We start from the raw sequence: 24,129 nt of genomic DNA, 5'->3' as shown, positions 1-24,129 counted from the left end.
GCCGCATCACCGCAGCACCGCACCACCCGACATCCCCCAAGGGGCGCCCGCACCGGGCGCCCGGACCCGGAAGGACCACGACATGACCATCCTCGTCACCGGAAGCCGCGGCCGCATCGGCACCACGCTCATCGGCCTGCTGCACGAACAGGGCTTCAAGATCCGCGCCGCGTCCAGCGATCCCGACGAGCTCGTCCTGCCGGACGGCGTACCCGACGTGAAGCTGAGCCTCGCGGAGCCACATACGTTCCCCGACGCCCTGGCCGGCGTCGACTCCGTCTTCCTGTACGCCAACTCCTCGCACATCGAGGAGTTCATCAAGATCGCCAACGACGCCGGGGTGCAGCACGTGGTGCTGCTCTCCTCGTCCTCCGTGCTCGGTCCCGACGCGAGGAACGACGCCATCGCCCGGCAGCACCTGGAGGTCGAGGAGGCCCTCGCGTCCTCCGCCCTGCCGTACACGTTCCTGCGGCCCGGCGCCTTCGCGACCAACACGCTCTACTGGTCCTGGCCGCTCAGGACCACCGGCGCCGTCAGCCTGCCGTACCCCGGCGCGCACAACGACGCCGTCCACGAGTCGGACATCGCCGAAGCCGCGGTCGCCGTCCTGAAGGACCCGGCGCTGCGCGGCGGGGCGTACACCCTGACCGGCGCCGCGTCCATCACCTTCGGCGAGCAGATCGACCAGCTCGCCCGCGCCACCGGCCGGCCCTTCACGTTCGACGCCGTCACCCCCGAGGCCTGGAAGGCGGAGATGGCGGAGTACGTGCCCGCCGCCTACGCCGACGGGCTGCTCGCGTACTGGCGCTCCACCGACGGCAAGCCCGTCGACCTCACCACCGCCGTCGAGGAGCTCACCGGCCACCCGGCGCGCAGCTTCGCGGTGTGGGCCGCGGAGAACGCCGCCGAGTTCGTGAAGTAACCGCCGTATCCCGGGTGTCCCCGGTATCCCGGTGGGTCGTCAGTCGCTGTCGCGGACGCGGAGCGTTCGCCAGACCAGTTCCAGAACGAGCCCGGCCGCGACAGCGACCCCCACCGCCACCCACGGACCCTCCGTACCCACCAGCTTGAGCGCGAAGAACGTCTGCAGCCAGGGCGTGACCAGCACGATCAGGAAGCCCGCGCCCATCGCCAGCACCAGGCAGACCCGCCACAGCGTGTAGGGGCGGGCGACGATGGCCAGCACCCACATGGAGATCAGGAACAGGGTGAGGGTCGCGTTGCTGGTCTCGGCGTCCAGCGCCCCGTCACCGGTGTAGTGGTGGCGGGCCAGCAGGTACTCGCCGAACGTCGCCACCCCGCAGATGACGCCCGCGGGCGCCGAGTAACGCATCACCCGCCGGACGAAGTGCGGCTTGGCCCGCTCCTTGTTGGGGGCGAGCGCGAGGAAGAACGCCGGGACACCGATGGTCAGCGTGGACAGCAGCGTCAGATGGCGGGGCAGGAACGGATACGGCACCTGCCAGAAGACCACCAGCAGCGCCAGCAGCACCGAATAGACGGTCTTGGTGAGGAAGAGCGTCGCCACCCGCGTGATGTTCCCGATGACGCGGCGGCCCTCCGCGACCACCGACGGCAGCGTGGCGAAGCTGTTGTTGAGCAGCACGATCTGCGCGACGGCCCGGGTCGCCTCGGATCCCGAGCCCATGGAGACGCCGATGTCGGCGTCCTTCAGGGCGAGTACGTCATTGACGCCGTCGCCGGTCATCGCGACGTTGTGGCCCCGGGACTGGAGCGCGGCGACCATGTCGCGCTTCTGCTGCGGGGTGACCCGGCCGAAGACCGCGCCGTTCTCCAGCACGTCCGCCATCGCGTCCCGGTCGGTGGGCAGTTGACGGGCGTCGACCGGGTGCTCCGCGCCGGGCAGCCCGAGCTTGCCGGCGACCGCGCCGACCGAGATCGCGTTGTCGCCGGAGATGACCTTGGCGTGCACGCCCTGCTCCTCGAAGTACCGCAGGGTGTCGGCGGCGTCGGGGCGCAGCCGCTGTTCCAGGATGACCAGCGCCTGCGGGACGACGTCCGAGGCGACGCCCGGATCGTCGAGCCGGCGCTCGGTGCGCGCGAGCAGCAGCACCCGCAGGCCCTGGTTGTTGAGTTCGTCGATGTCGGCGAGTGCGGTGTGGCCGGTGGGCAGCAGGACGTCGGGTGCGCCGAGCAGCCAGCTGCTGCTGTCGCCGTCGGGCTCGTTGAAGGCGGCGCCGCTGTACTTGCGCGCGGAGGAAAACGGCAGGGCTTCGGTGCAGCGCCAGCCGTCGGCGCCGGCCCCGTCCGTCACCGTCGCGGGGTACGCGGCGACGATCGCCTGGAGGCTGGCGTTGGGCCGCGGATCGGAGCCGCCGAGGGCGCCGAGCACCTGCTGGATGTACGGCTCCGTGGCGCCGTCGAGCAGCCGCAGCCCGGTGACGTCCATCCCGCCCTCGGTGAGGGTGCCGGTCTTGTCGAGGCAGACGACGTCGACCCGTGCCAGGCCCTCGATGGCGGGGAGTTCCTGCACCAGGCACTGCTTGCGGCCGAGCCGGATGACGCCGATCGCGAAGGCGACGGAGGTGAGCAGCACCAGACCCTCGGGGACCATGGGGACGATGCCGGCGACCGTACGGCGCACCGCCTCGCGCCAGTCGTGGTCCTGGAGCACGAGCTGGCTGATGATCAGGCCGATCGCGGTCGGCACCATCATCCACGTCACGTACTTGAGGATCTGGCTGATGCCGTTGCGCAGTTCGGAGTTGACGAGGGTGAAGCGGGACGCCTCCTCGGCCAGCTGCGCGGCGTAGGCCCCGCGGCCGACCTTGGTGGCGGTGAACGCGCCGCCGCCCGCGACGACGAAGCTGCCCGACATGACGGGGTCGCCGGGCTTCTTCAGCACCGGGTCGGCCTCACCGGTGAGCAGCGATTCGTCGATCTCCAGCCCTTCGGCCTCGACGACCTCGCCGTCGACGACGGCCTTGTCGCCCGGGCCCAGCTCGATGAGGTCGCCCAGCACGATCGCGGAGGTGTGGATCTCGACGGCCGTGCCGTCGCGGCGCACGGCGGGCTTGGCCTCGCCGATGACGGCGAGGCTGTCGAGGGTCTTCTTGGCGCGCATCTCCTGGATGATGCCGATCGCCGTGTTGGCGACGATGACGAAGCCGAAGAGGCCGTCCTGGATCGGGCCGACGACGAGGATGACGAGGAAGAGCACGCCGATGATGGCGTTGAACCGGGTGAAGACGTTGGCCTTGACGATCTCGGTGGTGGAGCGCGACGACCGCACCGGAACGTCGTTCACCTCGCCCCGGGCCACCCGCTCGGCGACCTCACTACTGGTCAGTCCGGCGTTGCGGGCAACGACCTGGGTGTCCGTGCGATCCGTCATGGCACCGACGCTACGTGCGGATCGCCCGGTTCACCCGCCGGACGGAGCGTTCCGGGTGACCGTTCGGACGGGTATGGGGTGATGTTCTACGGGGTGACGTTCCGGTCGTCCTGCGGGGCTTCCCGCTGCGCGGCTTCGCGCTGCAGGGCCGCGTTGCGCCCCCGGACGTACCAGAGGCCGAAGAGGCCGAGCAGGGTGCCGGCGAGGCAGGTCCAGATCCACCAGGCGTGGCCGTGGTCGGCGTACCAGCCGTAGAAGGGGAGCTGCCCGATGAAGAGCACGAACCAGACGACCGTGCCGACCAGGACGGTCGCGATGTCGTTCGCTTCCAGCGGCTCGGGTGTCTCGTGCGTGGCTTTCCACTTGCTCATGCGGTCAGGGTACGTGGTGCCGACAGGTGCTCAATTGTGGGTGCGGCCGGTCGCCGCAAGGGTCTACGCGCGGAGATAGCGCTCGATCATTCGTTTGTTCATACTGAAGCCGTCCCCCTGGTGACTGGTTTCAGTCGTACGAACGCACAAATAGAGGACCCACATGTCCCCCTCGGCCACCGCTTCGGTCGACGCCAAGAACCCGTCACCCGTACCGCCCAAGAACGGCCTCGACCACTTCTTCCGGATCTCCGAGCGCGGATCGTCGGTCTCCCGCGAGGTCCGGGGCGGGCTCGCCACCTTCTTCGCGATGGCCTACATCATCGTGCTGAACCCGATCATCCTCAGCTCCGGCGTCGACAAGTACGGCCACCACCTGGACGGCGGCCAGCTGGTCACCGCCACCGTGCTGACCGCCGCGCTCACCACTCTCCTGATGGGTGTCATCGGCAATGTGCCGATCGCGCTCGCGGCCGGCCTCGGTGTGAACACCGTGGTCGCCCTGCAGCTCGCACCCAGGATGAGCTGGCCGGACGCGATGGGCATGGTCGTGCTGGCCGGTTTCGCGATCATGCTGCTGGTCGCCACCGGGCTGCGCGAGCGCGTGATGAGCGCGGTGCCGCTGGGGCTGCGCAAGGGCATCGCGATCGGCATCGGCCTGTTCATCATGCTGATCGGCCTGGTCGACTCGGGCTTCGTCACCCGCATCCCGGACGCCGCCCACACCACCGTCCCGCTGCAGCTGGGCTCGGACGGCCACCTCAACGGCTGGCCGGTGCTGGTCTTCATCCTGGGTGTGCTGCTCACGCTGGCCCTGATCATCCGCAGGGTGCCGGGCGCGATCCTGATCAGCATCGTCGCGATGACGGTGCTGGCCCTGATCATCGACGCGGTCGCGGACATCCCCGGCATGGCCTGGGGGCTGACCGTCCCCCAGTGGCCCGGCAACCCGGTGGCCAGCCCGGACTTCGGACTCATCGGCAACGTCAGCCTCTTCGGCGGTTTCGGCAAGGTCGGGATACTGACCGGGGTGCTGTTCGTCTTCACCGTCCTGCTGTCCTGCTTCTTCGACGCGATGGGCACGATCCTCGGCGTCAGCGACGAGGCGCACCTGCTGGACGAGAAGGGCGACCTGCCCGGCATGAACAAGGTGCTGATGGTCGACGGCATCGCCACCGCCCTCGGCGGCGCCACCTCCAGCTCCGCCAACACCTGCTTCGTGGAGTCGACGGCCGGTGTCGGCGAGGGTGCCAGGACCGGCCTCGCCAGCATCGTCACCGGGCTGATGTTCGTGCTCGCGCTGTTCTTCACCCCGCTCGCCACGATGGTCCCGGCCCAGGCCGCCACGCCCGCGCTGATCGCGGTCGGCTTCCTGATCCTGGCGAACAGCGTCCGGGACATCGACTGGGACGACTTCACGATCGCCGTCCCGGCGTTCCTGACGATGGTGATGATGCCGTTCACGTACTCCATCACCAACGGCATCGGCATCGGCTTCGTCACCTTCTGCCTGCTGCGGCTGGCCGCGGGGCGCGGCCGTGAGGTGCCGGTGGCCATGTACGTGGTCGCGGCGGTCTTCGGCTTCTACTACCTGATGCCGGCCCTCGGCCTGACCTGAGGCCCGGCCCGGGTCCCGGCCTGCGGCCCGGCCCGACCTTCCCGGGGTCGTCCCGGGGTCGTCCCGGTGTTGTGCCGGGGTTGTGCCGGGGTGTCACCCCGGCGGAGCGGCGTAGAACCGCTCCGTCTCGTCGACGGCGGTCTTGAACCGCTCGTCGAAGTCGTCGCGAACGAGCGTCCGGACCACGTAGTCCTGGACGCTCGTTCCGCATTTGGCGGCGTGGTCACGGAGCCGATCCAGCAGGTCGGCGTCTATACGCAGGCTGAGCACTCTCGATGCCATATGCCAAAGGTCCCCGGCGAGGGTGGTTCCAGGTGTCGTTTTCGGGCGCTAACTCACTCATATGGGTGAGGTTTACTTAGCCTAGGTAATGAGCTACCCTAATGAATGTGACCGAACTGTCCGAGGACGACCGCGCCGCAGTGAACTCTCTGCGCTCCGCAGTGATGCGACTGTCGCGGCGACTGCGCCACCAGCGGGTGGACGAGTCGCTCAGCCCGACCGAGATGTCCGTGCTGGGTACCCTCGCCCGCTGCGGCTCCGCCACACCCGGGGAGCTGGCCCGCAAGGAGCACGTCCAACCGCCCTCCATGACGCGCATCGTCGCGATGCTGGAGGCCAAGGACCTCGTCCGCCGGGACCCGCACCCCGACGACCGCCGCCAGGTGGTCGTCAGCCAGACGGAGCAGGCCGAGGCGATGCTCGAGGAGAGCCGCCGCAAGCGCAACGTGTGGCTGGCGCAGCTCACGGAGGGGCTGAGCGACGACGAGCGCGCCGTGCTGCGCGCCGCCGCGCCGGTCCTGGAGAAGCTCGCACAGCTGTAGTGACACCCGAGATGTAGTGACACCCGACCGGCGGACGGCGGGTGCGGAAGAACGTGGAATACCAGAAGTGAAGCGCAACGCCACACAGGGGAGGCGAACCTAGATTGAGTTCGGCAGCCGGCTCAGACACCGCACCCGGACAAGAACCCGATACGACCACGAAGCGCGGCATGTTCAGCTCGCTCAAGGTTCGTAACTACCGGCTCTTCGCGACCGGCGCGGTGGTGTCCAACACCGGCACCTGGATGTCGCGGATCGCCCAGGACTGGCTGGTGCTCAGCATCACCGGTTCTTCTTTCGCGGTGGGTATCACCACCGCCCTGCAGTTCCTGCCGATGCTGCTCTTCGGCCTGTTCGGCGGTGTGATCGCCGACCGTTACCCCAAGCGGCAGATCCTGCTGTGCACCCAGGCCGCGCTCGGCGGGCTCGGCCTGCTGCTCGCCGCACTGACGCTCAGCGGGCACGTCCAGGTCTGGCACGTGTACGTCATCGCCTTCGCCCTCGGCATGGTGACCGTCGTCGACAACCCGGCCCGGCAGACGTTCGTGGTCGAGATGGTCGGCCCCGGCGAGATACGCAACGCGGTCTCGCTGAACTCCGCGAACTTCCAGGCCGCCCGGCTGATCGGCCCCGCCGTCGCCGGTGTCCTGATCACCGCGGTCGGCAGCGGCTGGGCGTTCCTGCTCAACGGACTGTCGTTCCTCGCCCCGCTCGCCGGCCTGCTGATGATGCGTACCGCCGAGCTGCACAAGGTCGAGCGGGTGCCGCGAGGCAAGGGCCAGCTGCGGGAGGGCCTGCACTACGTCGCCGGGCGTCCGGAGCTCATCTGGCCGATCGTGCTGGTCGGGTTCATCGGGACCTTCGGCTTCAACTTCCCGATCATCCTCACCGGCTTCGTCAACCACGTCTACCACTCCGGTGCGAGCACCTACGGGCTGCTGAACACCATCATCGCGCTGGGCTCGCTGGGCGGCGCGCTGCTCGCCGCCCGCCGCGGACGCACCCGGCTGCGGCTGCTGGTGGCCGCCGCGTTCGCCTTCGGCATGCTGGAGGTGGTGGCCGCGGTGGCGCCGTCCTTCTGGATGTTCGCGCTCCTGCTGCTGCCGATCGGCGTCTTCGGTATGACGTTCAACACCTCGGCTAACGCCTCGGTGCAGCTCGCCTCCGACCCCGCCATGCGGGGCCGCGTCATGAGCCTGTACATGATGGTCTTCGTCGGTGGCACCCCCATCGGCGGCCCGGTCGTCGGCTGGGTGACCGACACCTACGGGGCCCGCGTCGGATTCCTCTCCGGCGGCCTCGTCGCGGCCCTCGCGGCGGTCGGTGTCGGCCTCGTGCTGGCCCGGGTCGGCGGGCTGCGGCTCAAGGTGGACCTGCACCGGGGAAAAGACCACCGGCTGATCGAGTTCGTGCCCCGTGAGGGCGCGGCCGCCCCACTGGTGACGGCCGCGTGAGGCCGTCGGCATGAGGCTGTTCGCGGCGGTACTGCCGCCCTCCGGGGTGGCGGACGAACTCGATCCGGCCGTCTCCCCGCTCCACCGGCTCCCCGGAGCCGGCCGGCTGCGCTGGACCGAACGCGCCGGGTGGCACTTCACGCTCGCCTTCCTCGGCGAGGTCGCCGACGCGACGCTCCCCGCGCTGCGGGACGGCCTCGCGGCCGCCGCCCGCCGGCACGCGCCCTGCGAACTGCGGCTGTCCGGCGGCGGCCGGTTCGGCGAGCGGGCGCTGTGGGCGGGCGCCGCGGGGGACACCGGCCGGCTCGCGGAACTGGCGGACTCCGTCCAGAGCGCCGCCCGGCAGGCCGGCGTCGATCCGGCGCAGGAGCACCCGTACACCCCGCACCTCACGCTGGCCCGCAGCCGCGGCGGCGTGGCCCTCGGCCCGTACGCCGCCGCGCTCGACGGATTCCTGGGCACGCCCTGGTCCGCCGACACCCTCGCGCTGGTGCGCAGCCACCCGGCGCCGGACGCCCACTACGAGACGGTGGCGACCTGGCCGCTGGGTCCGTGACCCCGGCCGGTTAACCTCGACACGTGGACCCCAAGACCCGAACCCGTGTAGTGACCGCCGCCCTCGTCCTGATGCTCGTCGTGGTGGTCGCGGGCGCACTGCTGCGCTGAGAGGCTGCCGCGCCGGCCCGCGGCCACCGGACCTGCCCGCCGGGCCCCGATTCTCACCGGGACCCGGCCAGCCAGGTACTACCAGGCGAAGGCTTCCGGGGACGGCCCCGGGCCGGGGAAGACCTCGTCCAGTGCGGCCAGGAACTCCTCCGACAGCTTCAGCTCGACCGCGTTGAGCGCCGAGTCCAGCTGCGCCTGCGTCCGCGGGCCGACGATCGGGCCGGTCACACCGGGCCGGGTCAGCAGCCACGCCAGACCGACATCACCCGGCGCCAGCTCGTGCTTGTCGCACAGGTCCTCGTACGCCTGGATCTGGTCGCGCTGCGCCGCGCTCTTGAGCGCGTCCGCGCTGCGGCCGGACGTCGAGCGCGCGCCGCCGCCCTCGCGCTCCTTGCGGAGCGCCCCGCCGAGCAGCCCGCCGTGCAGCGGCGACCACGGGATGACCCCGAGGCCGTACGCCTGCGCCGCCGGGATGACCTCCATCTCGGCACGCCGCTCGGCCAGGTTGTACAGGCACTGCTCGCTGGTCAGGCCCAGCGAACCGCGGCGGGCGGCCGCCTCGTTGGCCTGCGCGATGTTCCAGCCGGCGAAGTTCGACGAGCCGGCGTACAGGATCTTGCCCTGCTGGACGAGGACGTCGACGGCCTGCCAGATCTCGTCCCAGGGCGTGTTCCGGTCGATGTGGTGGAACTGGTAGAGGTCGATGTAGTCCGTGCCGAGCCGCTTCAGGCTCGCGTCGGCGGCACGGCGGATGTTGAGGGCGGAGAGCCGGTCGGCGTTCGGCCAGGCGTCACCCTCGGCGGCCATGTTGCCGTAGACCTTCGTCGCGAGAACGGTCTTCTCGCGGCGCCCGCCTCCCTTGGCGAACCAGGACCCGACGATCTCCTCGGTGCGGCCCTTGTTCTCGCCCCACCCGTACACATTGGCGGTGTCGAAGAAGTTGACGCCCGCGCCGAGCGCGGAGTCCATGATCGCGTGACTGTCGTTCTCATCGGTCTGGGGACCGAAGTTCATGGTGCCGAGCACCAGGCGGCTGACTTTGAGACCCGTGCGTCCGAGCTGCGTGTACTCCATGACCCCTAAGCCAAGCTCTTCGAGTGCGCTCGAAGCAAGGGGGTGGCCGCCCGCTGGGACGGGCGTGTCAGCGGGCGCCGCGACCAGCCCACGGCCTAGGGCCTGTCGTCTGGATCTCCGCGGCGTCGCGGTGTCCAGCACGCACATCTGCCGCGTTGTCGTCGGTCGACGACGCTCCGCGTCGCCTCCCTCCTCCGCCTTGCAGCTGCACGCACCGGACACCGCTCCTTCCCCCACGGAGATCCAGACGACAGACCCTAGCTCCGCGCATACGGTCCGCCGACCCCCCAGGCCTGGTGCATCGCGTCGGCGAACGCGGCCGCGAGGCGGTGTTCGCCGGAGGGACCGGGGTGCGTGCCGTCATAGGTGTCGGACGGCAGCTCGTAGCCGTCCGGCCGGGAGGCGAGCAGCAGCGGCGAGGCGCCGGTGTCCAGATCGGCGACGGCCTTGGCCATCCGGACGTTGAGATCCCGGCACTGCTCGGCGAAGGGGAGATCGTGGTCGGCCCGGACGTTGGGTATCACCGGCAGCAGCACCATACGGATCCGTGGATTGCCGGCCCGTGCCTCGCCGACGAAGCTCCGCAGGTTCTCCGCGGTCTGCTCGGCGGTCGTGTAGAAGCCGAGGTCGATCAGACCGAGCGAGATCAGCAGGAGATCGGGACGGTGCGCGCGCACCGCGTCCCCGATCAGCGGCGCCATGTGCAGCCAGCCCTCGCCCCAGCCGGCCAGGTGCCGCCGGGCGTCCGGCGGGAAGGCCGGGTCGGCGTACGCGTGCGAGACGGGCTCGCCGCTCTCCTTGTCGTGCAGCGCGGCGCGCGGGCCGACCACAGTGAACGGCTCGCCGAGCGAGCACAGGTGCTGCCACATGCGGTAACGCCAGGTGAAGTCGCCCGCGCTGCCGATGGTCATGGAATCGCCGACGAACATATAACGCACGCTGAGATCATCGCGGATACCCGGCCCCGGCCGCGATGCCCGGCGGCGTGAAGCCCGACACATGACGGGATGGCAGGCTGGGGGCATGCCGCGCTCCCGCATCGCCCTCGCCGCCTCCGTCGCCGCCGTGGCGTTCGCCGTTCTCGGACCGGTGCCGGGGGCCGTCGCCGACGGCGGGCCCGCCGTCGCGTTCACCATCAGCGACCCGCGGATCACCGAGTCCAGCGGGCTGGCCGCCAGCCACCTCCACAAGGGCGTGTACTGGACCCACAACGACAGCGACGACGGCCCGTACGTCTACGCGGTGGACTCCGCGACCGGCAAGACCGTCGCCAGGGTCACGATGCGCGGCATCGACCCCCGTGACGTGGAGGCGATCTCCATCGGCCCGGACGGCGACATCTACGTCGGCGACATCGGCGACAACCTCGGCGGGACCTGGCCGCATGTGTGGATCTACCGGTTCGCCGAGCCCAAGCAGCTGGGGAACACGACGGTGGACGTCGTCCGCTACACGGTCCAGTACGAGGGCGGCCCGCGGAACGCGGAGGCGCTGATGGTGCACCCCAAGACCGGCCGGGTCTACATCGCCAGCAAGAACGAGGACGGCGGCGCCCTGTACGCGGGCCCGAAGAAGCTCAGCCCGAAGGGCGTGAACGTCTTCCGGAAGATCGCCGAGGTGCCCTGGGTGACCGACGGTTCTTTCTCGCCCGACGGCACCCGGCTGGTGCTGCGCGGCTACTTCTGGGCGACCGCCTGGCGGTGGTCGGGAGACGCCCCGACGAAGATCGGCAGCCTCGATGTGCCGATGCAGCGGCAGGGCGAGTCGGTGGCCTTCACCCCGGACGGCCGAGCACTGATGTACGGCAGCGAGGGGAAGAACAGCGAGGTCTGGCGGGCGCCGCTCAACGGCGAGGACCTGCCGGACTCCGTGGCCCCGGACGCCGCCGGATCCACCGGAACGGGCCAGCCGGGTGGCAAGGGACCGGGCGCGGACGCCGCCAAGGACGGCTCGTCCGGCCACGGTGCGACCGTCGTCGGTTTCGCGGTGCTCGCCGCGATCTTCGTCGCGGCGACCGGCCTGCGCCGGATCCTGCGCCGCCGCCCCGAGTGACGAGGGGCCCGGCCGTCACCGGCCGGACCCCTCGTCAGTCGTACGTCGCGTGGGCTGTTACAGCTTGTCGATGACGTAGTCGATGCAGACCGTCAGCGCCTCGACGTCGGCCGGGTCGACCGCCGGGAACATCGCGACACGCAGCTGGTTACGGCCCAGCTTGCGGTACGGCTCGGTGTCCACGATGCCGTTGGCGCGCAGCGCCTTCGAGATCTGCGTGGCGTCGATCGCGTCGTCGAAGTCGATGGTGCCGATGACCTGCGAGCGCTGCTCCGGGTCGGCCACGAACGGCGACGCGTACGAGGACTTCTCGGCCCAGCCGTACAGCCGCGACGAGGAGTCCGCGGTGCGGGCGACCGCCCAGTCCAGCCCGCCCTGGCCGTTGATCCAGTCGAGCTGGTTGGCCAGCAGGAAGAGCGTGGACAGCGCCGGGGTGTTGTACGTCTGGTTCTTCGTCGAGTTGTCGATCGCCGTCGGCAGGTCGAAGAACGCGGGGATGTGCCGGCCGGACCCGGCGATCTCGGCGGCGCGCTCCAGCGCGGCCGGGGAGAACGCGGCCAGCCACAGGCCGCCGTCCGCCGCGAAGGACTTCTGCGGGGCGAAGTAGTAGACGTCCGTCTCGGTGATGTCGACCGGCAGGCCGCCCGCACCGGAGGTGGCGTCCACCAGGACGAGTGAACCGGCGTCGGCGCCCGGTACGCGCTTGATGGGCGCGGCGACACCCGTCGAGGTCTCGTTGTGCGTGAACGCGTACACGTCCACACCCGCCTCGGCGACCGGCACCGGGTGCGTACCCGGGTCGGACTTGACGACCGACGGGTCGTCCAGCCACGGCGCGAGCTTGGCGGCGGTCGCGAACTTGGAGGAGAACTCGCCGAACGACAGGTGCTGGGACTTCTGCCGGATCAGGCCATGGGTGGCCATGTCCCAGAACGCGGTGGACCCGCCGTTGCCGAGCACTACCTCATAGCCCTCGGGCAGGGAGAACAGCTGCCGGACACCTTCACGGACCTGGCCCACCAGGTTCTTCACCGGAGCCTGCCGGTGAGAGGTGCCGAGCAGGGACGTGCCGGTCGCGGCCAGCGCTTCGACCGCCTCCGTCCGTACCTTGGAGGGGCCCGCGCCGAAACGGCCGTCGGCGGGCTTGATGTCAGCGGGAATCTGGATATCAGCCACGGGCGAAGCGTAATCCGTCCTGAACCCGCTCTCGCTACTGGTCCACCCGGTGAGACAAGGTTGGCGTATGGATCTTGAGCAGGCGATGCGGGCGGCGGTACGGGGCACGGTCGCGTTCGACGCGGGGGCGCGGGCACTGGTGACGATGGACGCGTCGAACTACCGGCGGGTCCCGCTGGGCGTGGTGGCGCCCCGCGACGCGGACGACGTGGCGGCGGCGCTGGCGGTGTGCCGGGAGTACGGCGTACCGGTGGTGCCGCGCGGCGGCGGCACCTCGATCGCCGGGCAGGCGACGGGGGTCGGAGTGGTGCTGGACTTCACCCGCCATATGCGGGCGATCGAGCACATCGACCCCGAGGCGCGCACCGCGATCGTGCAGCCGGGTGTGGTCCTCGACGATCTGCGGGCGGCGGCCGCCGTACACGGGCTGACCTTCGGCCCGGATCCGTCCACCCACAGCCGCTGCACCCTCGGCGGCATGATCGGCAACAACGCGTGCGGCTCGCACTCGGTCGCCTGGGGGACGACCGCGGACAACGTGCACGAGCTGGAGGTGCTGACCTACGGCGGGGAGCGGGCCACCCTCGGCCGCGGCCTGCCGGGACCGCTGCACGACCGGACCGCCGCCTTCGCCGACGAGCGGCTGTCCGTGCTCCGCACCGGCTTCCCCGACCTGCCGCGCCGGATCTCCGGCTACGCCCTGGACCGGCTGCTCCCCGAGCACGGCCGGGATCTGGCGCGCGCCTTCACCGGCAGCGAGGGCACCCTCGGCGTGCTGACCCGCGCGACCGTACGGCTGGTGGAGCCGCCGGCCGCCCGCGCGCTGGCCCTGCTCGGCTACGAGGACGAGAGCGCCGCCGCCGAAGCCGCGCACCTGCTGCTGCCCCACCACCCGCTGACCGTCGAGGGCATGGCGGCCGACCTGGTGAGCGCCGCCGCCCGGGAGTCGCTGCCGCGTGGTGCCGCCTGGCTGTTCGTGGAGATGGGCGGCAGCACCGCGGCCGAGGCGCGGGCCCGCGCCTCGGAGCTGTGCCGCCACGCCGCCGCCGACGGCGCCAAGGACCACACCGTCGTCTCGGAGCCGGCCGAGCAGCGCGCCCTGTGGCGGATCCGCGAGGACGCCGCAGGCACCGCGACCCGGATGCCCGACGGCAGCGAGGCATGGCCCGGCTGGGAGGACTGCGCGGTGCCGCCGGCCCGGCTGGGCGCGTATCTGCGGGAGTTCAGGGCCCTGCTGGGCGAGCACGGCCTGCGCGGCTCCCCGTACGGACACTTCGGCGACGGCTGTGTACATGTCCGTATCGACTTCGATCTGCTGACACCGGCGGGCATCGCCCGCTTCCGGCGTTTCTCCGAGGAGACCGCCGACCTGGTCGTCGCCCACGGTGGCTCGCTGTCGGGCGAGCATGGCGACGGCCAGGCGCGGGCGGAACTCCTGCCGAAGATGTACGGCCCCGAACTCGTGGCTCTCTTTGGAGTTTTCAAGGATCTCTGGGACCCGGCGGGCGGAATGAACCCCGGCATGCTCGTCCGCCCCGCTCCTATGGATAGCAACCTCCGCTTCGACGTGCTGCCGTCGCGTGCGTCGCATCCCGTCGACGTCGAGTTCACCTATCCGGGTGACGGCGGCGATTTCACGGCGGCCGTCCGGCGCTGCGTGGGCGTCGGCAAATGCCGTACGTCCGCGACCACCTCGACCGGCGGGGACAGCGTGATGTGCCCGTCCTACCGCGTGACGGGGGAGGAGCGGCACTCCACGCGCGGACGGGCCCGGCTGCTGCACGAGATGCTCGCCGGCGAGATCATCGAGGACGGCTGGCGGTCGGAGGAGGTCCGCGACGCGCTCGACCTGTGCCTTTCCTGCAAGGGGTGCCGCAGCGACTGCCCGGTCGAGGTGGACATGGCGACGTACAAGGCCGAGTTCCTGCACCACCACTACGAAGGACGGCTGCGCCCCCGCTCGCACTACTCGATGGGATGGCTCCCGGTCTGGCTGAGAGCCGCCGCACCGTATGCGCGCGTCCTGAACGCCCTGGCACGGGGGCCGCTGGCGGGTCCGGCCAAGCGGGCCGGCGGCATCGCGCCGGAACGCGACATCCCCGCGCTGGCGCACGAGTCCTTCCGCGCCTGGTGGAACCACCGCGCCCTACGCCAGCAGGCCGCCCGCCCGGCCGGCCCCGGCAAGGCCGCGCCCGGAACGACTGCGCCCGGAACGACCGCATCTGGGACGACGGCGCCCGGCACGACCGCGCCCGGCACGACCGTCGTGCTGTGGCCCGACACCTTCACGAACCATCTGGCGCCACAGGTCGGACAGGCCGCGGTGAAGGTGCTGGAAGCCGCGGGCCTGCGGGTCGTCCTGCCGCCGAAGGCCGTCTGCTGCGGTCTGACGTGGGTGTCCACCGGGCAGCTGGACCGGGCCCGTACGGTCATGCGCCGTACGGTCGACGCCCTCGCACCCGCGCTCGACGCCGGGCTGCCGATCGTCGTCCTCGAACCCAGCTGCGGGGCGGCGCTCCGCGCCGACCTGCCGGAACTGCTCGGCTCCGGCGATCCCCGCGCGGCCCGGCTGGCCGCCTCCGTCCGGACCTTCGCCCAGGCGCTGGAGGAACTGGCACCCGGCTGGGTGCCGCCCCGCCTCGACCGTGCCGTCGTCGGACAGACGCACTGCCACCAGCACGCCGTGCTCGGCGACGCCGCCGAGCGGCGGCTCCGCGAGCGCGCCGGCCTCACCGGCACGCTCACCGGCGGCTGCTGCGGGCTGGCCGGCAACTTCGGTTTCGAGCAGGGCCACTACGAGGTGTCGGTGGCCTGCGCCGAGGAACAGCTGCTCCCGGCGGTCCGGGAGGCACCCGCGGGGGCCGCCGTCCTGGCGGACGGGTTCTCCTGCCGCACCCAGCTCGCGGAACTGGCCGGCACACCGGGCCGGCACCTGGCAGAACTCCTGGCGGAGGCGCTGCCGGACGCCTGAGGCCGGAGCAGCGGGACACGGCGAGGCCACCAACGACTGTGGCCTGCTCCCACCCCGGTACGAGGGTGGGAACAGGCCACAGCATCAACGATTCAGCAGCGCCTGACGCGGACTCAGTGCCCGATGCCCGCGAAGCCGTCGACCTCGCGCGGGTTGCGCGGGCCGGGGCCCATGTACCGGGCGGAGGGGCGGACGAGCCGGCCGGTGCGCTTCTGCTCCAGGATGTGGGCCGACCAGCCCGCCGTCCGGGCACAGGTGAACATCGACGTGAACATGTGCGCGGGAACCTCGGCGAAGTCCAGGACGATCGCCGCCCAGAACTCCACGTTGGTGGCGAGCACCCGGTCGGGACGCCGCGCGTGCAGCTCCGCGAGAGCCGCCTTCTCCAGCGCCTCCGCGACCTCGAAGCGGGGGGCACCCAGCTCCTTCGCCGTACGCCGCAGCACTCGCGCACGCGGGTCCTCGGCGCGGTACACGCGGTGGCCGAAGCCCATCAGGCGCTCGCCCTTGTCCAGGGCGCGCTTGACGTAGGCGCTCGCGTCGCCGGTCCGCTCGATCTCCTCGATCATGCCGAGGACGCGCGAGGGGGCGCCGCCGTGCAGCGGGCCCGACATGGCGCCGACGGCGCCGGACAGGGCCGCGGCCACGTCGGCACCCGTGGAGGCGATGACGCGGGCGGTGAACGTGGAGGCGTTCATGCCGTGCTCCGCGGCGGACGTCCAGTACGCGTCGACGGCGGCCACGTGCTTCGGGTCGGGCTCACCGCGCCAGCGGATCATGAAGCGCTCGACGATCGTCTGCGCCTTGTCGATCTCCTTCTGCGGGACCATGGCGTGGCCCTGGCCGCGCGCCGACTGGGCGACGTAGGAGAGCGCCATGACGGCGGCGCGCGCGAGGTCGTCACGGGCCTCGTCGACGTCGATGTCCAGCAGCGGTTTCAGACCCCACACGGGGGCGAGCATGGCGAGCGCCGACTGGACGTCGACACGGATGTCGCCGGAGTGCACCGGGATCGGGAACGGCTCGGCAGGCGGCAGGCCCGGATTGAACTTGCCGTCGACCAGCAGGCCCCACACGTTTCCGAATGAGACATGGCTGACGAGATCTTCGATGTCGACGCCTCGGTAACGGAGAGAGCCGCCTTCCTTGTCAGGTTCGGCGATCTCCGTCTCGAACGCGACTACTCCTTCGAGTCCGGGTACGAAGTCGGACATCAGGCGGCTCCTCGTGATGTGGTCGACAGGTGCTTGGCCGGCCGGCTGCTTGGACGGCCATTCCGGTAATGCCCCGCTCAGGTGATGGTCACCCTGCTCCATCGGAGACCCGAGGCCGGAGTCAGAAACGGTATCTCTTGATGTCAAGAGGCCACAGCCGCCCGACCCGCAATTCTGTCGGTTCTGGCACATGACGGGAAGCGTGAGGTGCGGCACACTCTTCGGCCCGGCCGGCCCGTTTGCGGCCCGGAAACCCCTACCGGCCCGGCGCCTGACCCCCACAGGACTCCGTCAGGACGACACGGAACCCCCCACAGGACGACAGCAGAACCCCCGTCAGGACGACACAGGACCCCGGCAGAACGGCCCGCGTGGCGCACCCCCGGGACGTACGGGGCCCAGGGGAGGCAAGATGTCCGGGTGCAGCATCATGTCGATCCCGCCGTCATGCGCGAGCAGTACCGCGCCCAGGGTCTCACCGAGGCCGAGCTGGCCGCCGACCCGTACTCGCAGTTCACCCGCTGGTTCGCGGACACCGTGACCGCGGGTCTCACCGAGCCGAACGCGATGATCGTCTCGACCGCCGACGCCGAGGGCCGCCCCAGCTCACGGACCGTGCTCCTCAAGGGCTTCGACCCGCGCGGCTTCGTCTTCTACACGAACTACGGCTCCCGCAAGGGCCGCGATCTGGTGGAGAACCCGCAGATCTCGCTGCTCTTCCCCTGGCATCCGATCGCCCGCCAGGTCATCGTCTCCGGCACCGTCGAACGCGTCTCGACGGACGAGACCGCCCGGTACTTCCGCAGCCGCCCGCACGGCTCGCGGCTGGGTGCGTGGGCCAGTGCGCAGTCCTCGGTGGTGGAGTCCCGGGAGGAGCTCGAACGGCGCTACGCGGAGCTGGAGGCGCGCTACCCGGAGGGCAGCGACGTCCCGGTGCCGACGTACTGGGGAGGCATCCGGGTGCGCGCCCGGAGCGTGGAATTCTGGCAGGGGCGCGAAAACCGGCTGCACGACCGGCTGCGCTACGAGCGCGCCGACGGGGAGAGCAGCGAAACGGGCGCCTGGAACGTCGTACGGCTGGCGCCGTAGAAACCCGCTGCGACCGCGGCCTTTCGACAACGCAAACGACCCGCGGGCTGCCCCCTGGAGTTTCCTCCAGGCACCGGCCGGACAAGTCCGACGAGCCCGCGGGTCGGGTGACTGCGTGGGATTGGCCCGCCCCTCGACCCCGTGCACGGAGTCTGCGCGACGAGCTTGGTGCGCGGGACTAGCCCGCAGTCACCTCACGTGTCCGACTGCACATCATGCTGCGAACCACCTCCCTTCATGTGTGACCGCAACATTAGGAACCGGCCCCGGGACGCACAACCGATTTATCGAAATGCCGTGTGGGCTGGGTCACACCGGGGTTGAATGATTCGACGTGCAGCCATTCGATGCGAAGCCGCTCAGTGATGGCGACGAGCAGCTACTCGCCGCTCTGCTCGACGGTATGGAGGCGGGCCTGTGCGCCTTCGACCGCGACGGTGTCATCACCCACTGGAATTCCGAAGCCGTACGGATCCTCGGCTGGTCGGCGGACGATGCCGTCGGCCGCCACGGCTTCTCGGGCTGGGCCGCCCGTAGTGCCGACGCGCATGACGTGCAGACGAGGCTGCTCGGCGCCATGGACGCGCCCGGCCGCCAGGTGCACGAATTCGCGCTGCTGACCAAGGACGGCCACCGGGTGCTCGTCCGCACCCAGTCCGCGGCCGTGCAGGGGCAGGACGGCCGCCCGGCCGGGGTCTACTGCGCCTTCTCCGAGGTGCACGCCCAGATCGACCTGGAACGCTCCATCGCGCTCAGCGAGGCGCTCTTCGACGACGCCTCGTGGGGTGTCGTCCTGATCGACGCGGACCTGCGGCCCGCCGTCGTGAACGCGCACGCCGCCCGCCTGCTGCGCACCGGCCGGGACACCCTGCTCGGCCGGCCGCTCGGCGATCTGCTGGAGCAGGGCCTGGAGGAGCTGGAGACGGCGCTGCAGCACGTGCTCGCGGAGGGCAGCCCGCCGGTCCCGTCCGAGCTGTGGCTGAGCCTGCGCGGCGACGAGAGCGCCAAACGGCACTGCTGGCGCAGCGGGTTCGTCCGCCTCGGGTCGCCGCTCGGCGAGGAGCCGGTGCCGCTGGGTGTGGGCTGGCTGTTCCTGGACGTGACGGAGGCCAAACTCGCCGAGCAAGAAGGATCGTTGCTGCGCTTCCGGCACAACCAGCTGCACCGGGCCGGGCGTACCGCGTCCGAGTGCGAGGACCCGGTGGAGGCCGCGACCACCTATCTGGACTTCGCGCTGGCCGGGTTCGCCGACCACGCGCTCGTCGACCTCGCCGGGGACGACGGCCGGCTGGTGCGCGCCGCCTCGACCCCGGAGGGGTCCTCGGGGCCGTGTCTGCCGGTCCCGGTCGGCACGATCCCGGTGGCGTACGGGGTGGCGCACCCCGTGCTGCAGGCCGTGGAGCGGATCGGCACCGTACGCGCCAGCTTCGGCGCCCTCGCCGCGGCCGAGCCCGCCTCGCGGGCCAGGATCGACGAGTGGGCGGCGGCCCGCCGTTGGCCCGAGGGGACCGTCCACGGCCTCTCCACGGTCCTGCGGAGCCGCGGACGCACTCTGGGCGCCGTCACGTTCCTGCGGGGCGCCGGGCGCCGTCTCTTCGACCGTTCGGACGCGGCGTACGCGGAGGACGTGGCCGTGCGGGTGGCCGCGGCGCTGGATCTGGCGCAACAGCTGGGCTGAGGGCTGGGCCGAGAGCCGTGCCGGTGCGGCGCCGCCGCCCCGGACCGCCGAACGGCCCGGTGCCGGCCCAGTGCCGGCCCAGTGCCGGCTCAGTGCCGGCTCAGTGGCGGCTCAGTGGCGGAAGAAGATCCGCGAGCCGTACTCCTCGAAGATGCGGCCGTTCCAGTCGTGGCCGCCGTCCACGTTCCCCGAGCGCAGCAGCGGCGGCGTGATGCCACGGGCGGCGAGCTCCGCGACCGCGGTGGCGACGACGGCCTGCATGAGGGCGCTGGTCACCACGGTCGAGGCGGGGGCGAACGGCGCCGGGACGTCGTCGCGGACGAGCTCCGCGTCGCCGACGGCGATCTTCGAGTCGAGCACGATGTCGCAGTGGTCCTTGAGGAACGTGCCGGACACGTGCCGGGGCTTGGTCTCCTTGGCGTAGGCCACGGAGGTGACACCGATGACCGTCAGGCCGAGGGCGCGGGCGTTCTGCGCCATTTCGACCGGCAGGGCGTTGCGCCCGGACAGCGAGATGACGACGAGGACGTCGCCGGGCTTGGCCGGGCTGGTGTCGAGCACGGCGCCCGCGAGGCCGTCGACCCGCTCCAGGGCGCTGCCCAGGGTCGCGGGCATGACGTCGATACCGACGACGCCGGGCACCGCGAGCAGGTTGACCAGGGCGAGGCCGCCCGCGCGGTAGACGACGTCCTGGGCGGCGAGCGAGGAGTGCCCGGCGCCGAAGGCGAAGATCCGGTTGCCCGCGGCGACGGCGTCGGCGATGGCCTTGCCCGCCGCTGTGATACCTGCGGACTCCTCGTCCCGTACCCTCCGGAGAAGGGCGATGGCCGCATCGAAGTATTCGCCGGCCAGATCGTCGCGGGGCTCACTCATGCGGATCACCGTGCGGCCACGCTGCCGTCGCTGTCAAGAATCCCGCGCCGGGGCCGGTTGTCGGTGGGATGCGTCAGAATTGGTGCAGGGCCACGCACTAGCTATTGAGGGGCGCGCATGTCCGGACTCATCGACACGACGGAGATGTATCTCCGCACCATCCTGGAGCTGGAAGAGGAGGGTGTGGTCCCCATGCGCGCCCGAATCGCCGAGCGGCTCGATCAGAGCGGTCCGACGGTCAGCCAGACGGTGGCGCGCATGGAACGTGACGGCCTGGTGCATGTCGCCGGCGACCGTCACCTGGAACTGACCGACGAAGGCCGGCGGACGGCGACGCGCGTGATGCGCAAGCACCGGATCGCCGAATGCCTGCTCGTCGACGTGATCGGCCTGGAGTGGGAGCAGGTGCACGCCGAGGCCTGCCGCTGGGAGCACGTCATGAGCGAGGCGGTGGAGCGCAAGGTGCTGGAGCTGTTGCGGCATCCGACCGAGTCGCCGTACGGGAACCCGATCCCGGGTCTCGAGGAGCTGGGCGAGAAGGCCGAGGCGGATCCCTTCCTGGAGGAGGGCATGGTCAGCCTGGCGGAGCTGTCGCCGGGCCCGGCCGGCGCCAGCGTCGTGGTGAAGCGGATCGGCGAGCCGATCCAGACCGACGCCCAGCTGATGTACACGCTGCGGCGGGCCGGTGTGCAGCCGGGCGCGGTGGTGAGCGTGACGAGCTCCGCGGGCGGGGTGCTCGTGGGCAGTGGCGGCGAGGCCGCCGAGCTGGGTGCCGAGGTCGCGTCGCACGTCTTCGTGGCCAAGCGGTAGGACCCGCGGTTTGTCCTGGTGGGAAAGGGCGGGGGCCCCGGCGCCTGATGGCGCCGGGGCCCTCCTCCCCTTGTCCCTCCCCTGGTGGTGCTCCCCTCGGAGGACCCGGAACCCCGAGCTTCCCGAGTACTCCGCGCGACCGCTTCCCCTTCGTGTCGCGCCCCGCAGGAGATCTCCCCTCGGCTACGGCGGTCAATCCTTGAGTGATGTCACTCGAAAGAGCGATGTTGTGCGCGTGACCCGTCTTATCGAATAGAAGTTCGATAACGTAGGCGCCGGAACGACCCGACCAGTTCGTCAGGGGGTGCGGCACATGATCCGACGTATCGAGGTGACCGGAGCGGGCTCCGTCCGGCTCGCCGCCTGGGATTATGCGGCCGAGTCCAAGGAGGGCGGCTCCGACCGGCCCGGGGTCCTGCTGCTGCACGGACTCATGGGCCGGGCCTCGCACTGGGCCGGCACCGCCCGCCGGCTCGCCCCCCGCTACCGCGCCATCGCCCTGGACCAGCGCGGCCACGGGCGCAGCGACAAGCCCGAGGGCCCGTACAGCCGCGAGGCGTACCTCGCGGACGCCGAGGCGGCCGTCGAGCAGCTCGGGCTCGCTCCCGTCACTCTCGTCGGGCACTCGATGGGCGGTCTCACCGCCTGGCAGCTCGCCGCCCGCCGACCGGACCTGGTGCGGGCCGTGGTCGTCTGCGACATGCGCGCCGCCGCCCTCGGGGAGGCCAGCCAGCGCGAGTGGGAGTCCTGGTTCGCGTCCTGGCCGCTGCCCTTCGCCAGCCTCGCCGACGTGCGCAAGTGGTTCGGCGAGGACGACCCCTGGGTCGATCCTCCGCGCCCCACCAGGGGTGATTTCTACACCGAGATCATGGAAGAGCGCGGTGACGGCTGGCGACCCGTCTTCGCCCGCCGCCACATGCTCCGCTCCCGGGCCCCGTGGATCCTTGACGCCCACTGGGAGGAGCTCACCCAGGTCCGCTGCCCCACCCTCGTCGTCCGCGGCCTGGAGGGCGAACTGGGGCGTGCCGAGGCCCAGGAGATGGTCCGCGTCCTGCCCCGCGGCAGCTATGCCGAGATCCCGGACGCCGGCCATCTCGTCCACTGGGAACAGCCCACCGCCTGGTACGAGACGGTCGAGCGGTTCCTCGAGGACTCCGCGATACCGCGGCAGCGGACCGAGACGAGCTGACGGGCACCGGCGGCAGGCGTCAGGAGCCCTCCGCCGCCTGCTCCTCCGGCGGTGTGAAGCTCACCGTGCGCAGGATCGCGACCGTCATGTCGCTGATCTCGCCCCAGTAGTCCACGGCGGCCGTGTCGAGGGTGAAGACGGCGGTGAACGGACCGGTGGGGAACGGCACGTAGACCTGGATCTGGCCGGTGAGCAGCGCGGCGTCCTCACCGGTCGCGGTCATCTCGCCTCCGATGGTGATCTCCCGCATGGAGACGGCGGAGACGGCGGGACCGCACGGCAGGTCCAGCCAGCGCGCGTCGTTGAGCGGGTCGCGGGTCATGATCTCGCGCAGTCCCAGCGCGGCCACCTCGACCGACGGATGGTCGGACTCGACGGCGGAGACGGTGAACGAGCAGTGCGCGATGCCGCCGTCGTCGATGCCGAACAGGCCCATCGCCGAGAAGGCCAGCCCGCCTTCGGTCATCAGCTCGGCGAGTCCCGCGTAGAAGAGCGCGGCCGGCGTCCACAGGTCGTCGTCGCCGTTGGGGAACAGCTCCCGTACGAAGTCCGCCGCGCCCGCGGCGCGTTCCTCCGGGGTGGCGGCGATCGGGAGGGGGTGGAAGCCGTCGGGGACGACGAACCACATGGGAGGTATGTCCGGTCCGCCGAGGGCGGTCGGGACGGAAGGGGTGAGATCGGAAATGGTCATGGAGTCGTGTCGCTCACAGGTCGCCGGGTCGGGGTGCCGCGGGCGCGCCCGCGTCGTCCATCAGGATCGTGTGGGTTTCGAACAGGCCCTTGCCGAGCTTCGCCGGGACGCGTGCCTCGACCCGGACGATGCCGCTCGGGAGCACCGTGAAGGCCGGGGCCTCGGCGTTCGGCGGGAGTTCGGTCAGGAAACGGGCGACGCGCTCGCGCTGCCCGTCGGTCAGCTGCTCGTCGGTCAGGGTGCTGACCGTGCCGTTCAGGTGCTGGACGACCTTGGCGGCGTTGTCGGCCGCGCCGGCGGACATCCGGACCCAGGATCCGTCCGCGAAGGTGATCAGCAGATCGGCCTTGGTCTCGGCGTACTCCCGGCGGTCCGCCCGCGCGATGCGCTCACGCGGCGCCTCCCAGAGCACGTCCGCCGGGGCCGTCACGGACGGGATGCCGAGGACGACCAGCCGCCGGTCGGTCACCACCGCGTCGGTGCGGTAGCCCTTGGGCTGCCGGGACGGGTCGAGCTGCCACGGCAGCGTACGGGCCACCGTGCCGGGCGCCGCCCACAGGACGGGGAAGTCCCCGACCTCGTTCGCGGGGTCCTGCGGGTCGCCGCGCAGGGCGACGTCGCCGAAGGGCGAGCCCGGCGCGCCGCCCGCGTTGGAGATGAGGTTGAGCAGCAGCGGGATGCCCAGCCAGGCGGCGCGGCCGGCGCGCTGCGTCGTCTGGTCGCTCTTCGTCCGCACGGTGAACTCCGGTCCCGGCGGCCAGCCGGCGGCCACGAGGTCCGGCTGGATGTCGTGGCGGCCGGTGTCCCGGTACCAGCGCGAGCCGGAGACGGGCGGGGCCATCCCGGTCGCGAAGCGCAGTGTGGTGCGGAACAGCGAGGCCTCGCCCGCGTCCGGATACCAGTCCATCGTCTCGCCGTCCTCAGTGCTCGGGTGCCCGCCGACCAGGGTGGGGTGGATCGGCGAGCGGTGGATCAGGGTGCGGTGGTTCCGTGGGCGCCGGCTCATTGGGCGCCGGTTCGGTGG

At 71.3% G+C, this 24,129-nt stretch carries 21 protein-coding genes; 11 read left to right on the top strand and 10 right to left on the bottom strand.

All coding sequences use genetic code 11. The annotated features are described in order from the left end of the window. The first annotated feature begins 82 nt into the window (after positions 1-82). On the top strand, positions 83-922 hold the full coding sequence (locus tag LNW72_RS18385; RefSeq protein ID WP_250976415.1) for an NAD(P)H-binding protein: 840 nt from the start codon (positions 83-85) through the stop codon (positions 920-922). 39 nt (positions 923-961) lie between these two features. Here LNW72_RS18385 and LNW72_RS18380 read toward each other — a convergent pair whose 3' ends face one another. Together LNW72_RS18380 and LNW72_RS18375 are read right to left on the bottom strand one after the other, a co-directional pair. After that, positions 962-3,355, bottom strand: coding sequence for an HAD-IC family P-type ATPase (locus LNW72_RS18380; protein WP_250976414.1), 2,394 nt, complete (start codon positions 3,353-3,355; stop codon positions 962-964). Between the two features lie 86 nt (positions 3,356-3,441). Beyond that, positions 3,442-3,726: a DUF2530 domain-containing protein gene (locus tag LNW72_RS18375; RefSeq protein WP_250976413.1), complete on the bottom strand. Its 285-nt coding sequence runs from the start codon at positions 3,724-3,726 to the stop codon at positions 3,442-3,444. 163 nt (positions 3,727-3,889) lie between these two features. On the opposite strand from LNW72_RS18375, the gene LNW72_RS18370 reads away from it, so the two are divergent. Next, complete coding sequence (locus LNW72_RS18370; RefSeq protein WP_250976412.1) at positions 3,890-5,344, top strand: NCS2 family permease; 1,455 nt, start codon at positions 3,890-3,892, stop codon at positions 5,342-5,344. Positions 5,345-5,437: 93 nt separating this feature from the next. Here LNW72_RS18370 and LNW72_RS18365 read toward each other — a convergent pair whose 3' ends face one another. After that, on the bottom strand, positions 5,438-5,626 hold the full coding sequence (locus LNW72_RS18365; RefSeq protein ID WP_138353500.1) for a ribbon-helix-helix protein, CopG family: 189 nt from the start codon (positions 5,624-5,626) through the stop codon (positions 5,438-5,440). Positions 5,627-5,727: 101 nt separating this feature from the next. Between LNW72_RS18365 and LNW72_RS18360 the strand changes: the two genes are divergently transcribed. The 3 genes from LNW72_RS18360 to thpR all read left to right on the top strand — a co-directional run bounded on the left by LNW72_RS18360 (position 5,728) and on the right by thpR (position 8,178). Beyond that, positions 5,728-6,168, top strand: a complete 441-nt coding sequence (locus LNW72_RS18360) for a MarR family winged helix-turn-helix transcriptional regulator (RefSeq protein ID WP_138353501.1) — start codon at positions 5,728-5,730, stop codon at positions 6,166-6,168. 104 nt (positions 6,169-6,272) lie between these two features. Further along, positions 6,273-7,622 carry an MFS transporter gene (locus LNW72_RS18355; RefSeq protein WP_250976411.1) on the top strand — a complete coding sequence of 450 codons (1,350 nt, stop codon included), beginning with the start codon at positions 6,273-6,275 and terminating at the stop codon, positions 7,620-7,622. A gap of 10 nt (positions 7,623-7,632) precedes the next feature. Continuing rightward, a complete protein-coding gene (gene thpR / locus LNW72_RS18350) occupies positions 7,633-8,178 on the top strand; it encodes an RNA 2',3'-cyclic phosphodiesterase (RefSeq protein WP_250976410.1) in 546 nt (181 codons plus the stop codon). Positions 8,179-8,366: 188 nt separating this feature from the next. Here thpR and LNW72_RS18345 read toward each other — a convergent pair whose 3' ends face one another. Both LNW72_RS18345 and LNW72_RS18340 read right to left on the bottom strand, forming a co-directional pair. Beyond that, positions 8,367-9,362 (bottom strand): aldo/keto reductase, encoded by a 996-nt coding sequence (locus tag LNW72_RS18345; RefSeq protein ID WP_250976409.1) that lies wholly within the window; start codon positions 9,360-9,362, stop codon positions 8,367-8,369. 257 nt (positions 9,363-9,619) lie between these two features. Continuing rightward, on the bottom strand, positions 9,620-10,291 hold the full coding sequence (locus LNW72_RS18340) for a GDSL-type esterase/lipase family protein (RefSeq protein WP_250980212.1): 672 nt from the start codon (positions 10,289-10,291) through the stop codon (positions 9,620-9,622). Between the two features lie 94 nt (positions 10,292-10,385). On the opposite strand from LNW72_RS18340, the gene LNW72_RS18335 reads away from it, so the two are divergent. Beyond that, positions 10,386-11,414, top strand: coding sequence for a hypothetical protein (locus LNW72_RS18335; RefSeq protein ID WP_250976408.1), 1,029 nt, complete (start codon positions 10,386-10,388; stop codon positions 11,412-11,414). Positions 11,415-11,471: 57 nt separating this feature from the next. Here the strand turns inward: LNW72_RS18335 and serC are convergent, their stop codons facing one another. Beyond that, positions 11,472-12,590: a phosphoserine transaminase gene (serC, locus tag LNW72_RS18330; RefSeq protein ID WP_250976407.1), complete on the bottom strand. Its 1,119-nt coding sequence runs from the start codon at positions 12,588-12,590 to the stop codon at positions 11,472-11,474. A 67-nt stretch (positions 12,591-12,657) separates the two neighbouring features. Here serC and LNW72_RS18325 point away from each other — a divergent pair, with 67 nt between their 5' ends. Beyond that, positions 12,658-15,561 (top strand): FAD-binding and (Fe-S)-binding domain-containing protein, encoded by a 2,904-nt coding sequence (locus LNW72_RS18325; RefSeq protein WP_308401969.1) that lies wholly within the window; start codon positions 12,658-12,660, stop codon positions 15,559-15,561. 113 nt (positions 15,562-15,674) lie between these two features. Here the strand turns inward: LNW72_RS18325 and LNW72_RS18320 are convergent, their stop codons facing one another. Beyond that, positions 15,675-16,775, bottom strand: a complete 1,101-nt coding sequence (locus tag LNW72_RS18320) for a citrate synthase 2 (protein ID WP_250976406.1) — start codon at positions 16,773-16,775, stop codon at positions 15,675-15,677. 447 nt (positions 16,776-17,222) lie between these two features. Here LNW72_RS18320 and pdxH point away from each other — a divergent pair, with 447 nt between their 5' ends. Both pdxH and LNW72_RS18310 read left to right on the top strand, forming a co-directional pair. Further along, entirely contained in the window at positions 17,223-17,864 is a 642-nt protein-coding gene (gene pdxH, locus LNW72_RS18315; protein WP_250980210.1) for a pyridoxamine 5'-phosphate oxidase, read from the top strand. 334 nt (positions 17,865-18,198) lie between these two features. Further along, positions 18,199-19,542, top strand: coding sequence for a PAS domain-containing protein (locus LNW72_RS18310; protein ID WP_308401968.1), 1,344 nt, complete (start codon positions 18,199-18,201; stop codon positions 19,540-19,542). 111 nt (positions 19,543-19,653) lie between these two features. Here the strand turns inward: LNW72_RS18310 and LNW72_RS18305 are convergent, their stop codons facing one another. After that, a complete protein-coding gene (locus LNW72_RS18305) occupies positions 19,654-20,415 on the bottom strand; it encodes an SIS domain-containing protein (RefSeq protein WP_250976405.1) in 762 nt (253 codons plus the stop codon). A gap of 117 nt (positions 20,416-20,532) precedes the next feature. Between LNW72_RS18305 and LNW72_RS18300 the strand changes: the two genes are divergently transcribed. Next, entirely contained in the window at positions 20,533-21,225 is a 693-nt protein-coding gene (locus LNW72_RS18300; protein ID WP_250976404.1) for a metal-dependent transcriptional regulator, read from the top strand. A 313-nt stretch (positions 21,226-21,538) separates the two neighbouring features. Beyond that, positions 21,539-22,414: an alpha/beta fold hydrolase gene (locus LNW72_RS18295; protein ID WP_250976403.1), complete on the top strand. Its 876-nt coding sequence runs from the start codon at positions 21,539-21,541 to the stop codon at positions 22,412-22,414. A gap of 19 nt (positions 22,415-22,433) precedes the next feature. On the opposite strand, the gene LNW72_RS18290 is transcribed toward LNW72_RS18295, so the two are convergent. Continuing rightward, entirely contained in the window at positions 22,434-23,105 is a 672-nt protein-coding gene (locus LNW72_RS18290; protein ID WP_250976402.1) for a hypothetical protein, read from the bottom strand. Positions 23,106-23,118: 13 nt separating this feature from the next. Next, positions 23,119-24,111 (bottom strand): hypothetical protein, encoded by a 993-nt coding sequence (locus LNW72_RS18285; protein WP_308401967.1) that lies wholly within the window; start codon positions 24,109-24,111, stop codon positions 23,119-23,121. Positions 24,112-24,129 lie beyond the last annotated feature (18 nt).

This window comes from Streptomyces sp. RKAG293 (assembly GCF_023701745.1).
GTDB lineage: Bacteria > Actinomycetota > Actinomycetes > Streptomycetales > Streptomycetaceae > Actinacidiphila.
Note: the sequence above shows the minus strand (reverse complement) of the source record. Positions and strands in the feature narration are given on the sequence as shown.

Excerpts from the sequence above, each read along its gene's own strand:
- LNW72_RS18385 (WP_250976415.1), top strand. The coding sequence starts at position 83 with ATGACCATCCTCGTCACCGGAAGCCGCGGCCGCATCGGCACCACGCTC.
- LNW72_RS18380 (WP_250976414.1), bottom strand. The coding sequence starts at position 3,355 with ATGACGGATCGCACGGACACCCAGGTCGTTGCCCGCAACGCCGGACTG.
- LNW72_RS18375 (WP_250976413.1), bottom strand. The coding sequence starts at position 3,726 with ATGAGCAAGTGGAAAGCCACGCACGAGACACCCGAGCCGCTGGAAGCG.
- LNW72_RS18370 (WP_250976412.1), top strand. The coding sequence starts at position 3,890 with ATGTCCCCCTCGGCCACCGCTTCGGTCGACGCCAAGAACCCGTCACCC.
- LNW72_RS18365 (WP_138353500.1), bottom strand. The coding sequence starts at position 5,626 with ATGGCATCGAGAGTGCTCAGCCTGCGTATAGACGCCGACCTGCTGGAT.
- LNW72_RS18360 (WP_138353501.1), top strand. The coding sequence starts at position 5,728 with ATGAATGTGACCGAACTGTCCGAGGACGACCGCGCCGCAGTGAACTCT.
- thpR (WP_250976410.1), top strand. The coding sequence starts at position 7,633 with ATGAGGCTGTTCGCGGCGGTACTGCCGCCCTCCGGGGTGGCGGACGAA.
- LNW72_RS18345 (WP_250976409.1), bottom strand. The coding sequence starts at position 9,362 with ATGGAGTACACGCAGCTCGGACGCACGGGTCTCAAAGTCAGCCGCCTG.
- LNW72_RS18340 (WP_250980212.1), bottom strand. The coding sequence starts at position 10,291 with ATGTTCGTCGGCGATTCCATGACCATCGGCAGCGCGGGCGACTTCACC.
- LNW72_RS18335 (WP_250976408.1), top strand. The coding sequence starts at position 10,386 with ATGCCGCGCTCCCGCATCGCCCTCGCCGCCTCCGTCGCCGCCGTGGCG.
- LNW72_RS18325 (WP_308401969.1), top strand. The coding sequence starts at position 12,658 with ATGGATCTTGAGCAGGCGATGCGGGCGGCGGTACGGGGCACGGTCGCG.
- LNW72_RS18320 (WP_250976406.1), bottom strand. The coding sequence starts at position 16,775 with ATGTCCGACTTCGTACCCGGACTCGAAGGAGTAGTCGCGTTCGAGACG.
- pdxH (WP_250980210.1), top strand. The coding sequence starts at position 17,223 with ATGCGCGAGCAGTACCGCGCCCAGGGTCTCACCGAGGCCGAGCTGGCC.
- LNW72_RS18305 (WP_250976405.1), bottom strand. The coding sequence starts at position 20,415 with ATGAGTGAGCCCCGCGACGATCTGGCCGGCGAATACTTCGATGCGGCC.
- LNW72_RS18300 (WP_250976404.1), top strand. The coding sequence starts at position 20,533 with ATGTCCGGACTCATCGACACGACGGAGATGTATCTCCGCACCATCCTG.
- LNW72_RS18295 (WP_250976403.1), top strand. The coding sequence starts at position 21,539 with ATGATCCGACGTATCGAGGTGACCGGAGCGGGCTCCGTCCGGCTCGCC.
- LNW72_RS18290 (WP_250976402.1), bottom strand. The coding sequence starts at position 23,105 with ATGACCATTTCCGATCTCACCCCTTCCGTCCCGACCGCCCTCGGCGGA.
- LNW72_RS18285 (WP_308401967.1), bottom strand. The coding sequence starts at position 24,111 with ATGAGCCGGCGCCCACGGAACCACCGCACCCTGATCCACCGCTCGCCG.